This is a genomic window from Nostoc sp. CCY 9925 (assembly GCF_963920935.1).
Lineage (GTDB): Bacteria > Cyanobacteriota > Cyanobacteriia > Cyanobacteriales > Nostocaceae > Nostoc.
On sequence record NZ_CAWUDO010000274.1, the window covers coordinates 1 to 1,428 of the forward strand.

Here is a 1,428-nt window from a genome sequence, read left to right on the forward strand (position 1 = left end):
TAAGAAAAAAGGGGTGTCTGATTGAATACAGTCCCCCTTTTGGCAGAAAGTGAGAAAAGAACTACCTACTCTCACCTGCCAACATGAAAAATGCCAGACTTGAAGAGTTTCGTCAAGTAGCCTACAAATATTTAGGTAGAGCTAAAGACGCGACCTTTGAATTAACAGATGCCATATTACTGACTCGCAATGTTTATTCCTTAGGAGACTTATCTTTATCACCAGTATTTAGACGCAAGTGGCCAAGTATTTATGAAGCGCTACAAGATAGCAGACCGCAGCGACAGAGATTGATGCAATTATATATCAAACAGATGCCAGCAGAGGGACGACCGTTGTTAGCAGGAGATCATACAAATTGGTCACGCCCAGATGCAGTAACGTTGCAAGAGCGAACCTATGAGCATAGTGGCATATCCATAGTGGGAAATAAACCGATTACCATTGGTCAAGGATATAGCACAATTGCCTGGATACCTGAAAAATCAGGCAGTTGGGCATTACCTTTGAGACATGAGCGGATCACAAGTGGGGAAAGTCCCATCTCAAAAGCGATTTGGCAACTAAAACAGGTGTGTAAATATTTACCTGTTAGACCGATTTCAGTTTGGGATAGTGAATATGGATGCGCCCCTTTTGTCTTAAAAACTGCCAGTATTCCCGCAGATATTCTCGTTCGGTTGCGCTCAAATCTGTGTTTATGGGGTGAACCAGGAGCTTATCCAGGGATTGGCCGTCCCAAGAAGCATGGTGATAAATTTAAGCTCAATGAACCAATAACATGGAGTGAAGCCACATCTGTGTTGAAAATGAATGACCCAAAATTAGGGACTGTGCGTGTTAGCTTGTGGAAAGATTTACACTTCCGTCAGGCTGCTACACGCCCAATGTTACTCCTGCGGGTTGAACGTCTCGACGCACAAGGCAATGAACGAGTATCCAAACCTTTGTGGTTAGCTTGGGTAGGGGAAGAAATGCCACCACTAGAGGAAGTTTGGTGTCTTTACTTGCGTCGCTTTACCATTGACCATTGGTATCGCTTTTTAAAGCAACGTCTACATTGGACAGTGCCACAGTTCAGTACTCCCAAGCAAAGTGAAAGATGGAGCGACCTCATGCCTCTGATGACTTGGGAATTGTGGTTAGCCCGTGATATTGTAACTGACAATCCTCTACCTTGGCAGAAGTCTCAGGGTAATTTGACCCCTGGAAGAGTTGCTCAAGCTATGGGTGGAGTTTTCGCGGCCATTGGTACTCCAGCCCTTCCACCCAAACCTCGCGGAAAGTCCCCGGGTTGGGAAGCAGGAAAAAAGCGTCACCGTAAAAACCGATGCCCGATTGTTAAAAAAACTGTAACACGACCACGCAAAGAACCATCAATTGCAGTTTAATACTCAAGATTATTGATAATTTCACTAAGTCTCTGAT

1 protein-coding gene is annotated in these 1,428 nt (G+C 44.5%); it reads left to right on the plus strand.

Going from position 1 to position 1,428, the window contains the following annotated elements; genetic code table 11:
• The first annotated feature begins 83 nt into the window (after positions 1 to 83).
• Complete coding sequence (locus ACM0OY_RS40360; RefSeq protein WP_414574292.1) at positions 84 to 1,391, plus strand: NF041680 family putative transposase; 1,308 nt, start codon at positions 84 to 86, stop codon at positions 1,389 to 1,391.
• The last annotated feature ends 37 nt before the right edge of the window (positions 1,392 to 1,428 follow it).

Coding starts and splice junctions, on each gene's coding strand:
- ACM0OY_RS40360 (WP_414574292.1), top strand. CDS start 84: ATGAAAAATGCCAGACTTGAAGAGTTTCGTCAAGTAGCCTACAAATAT.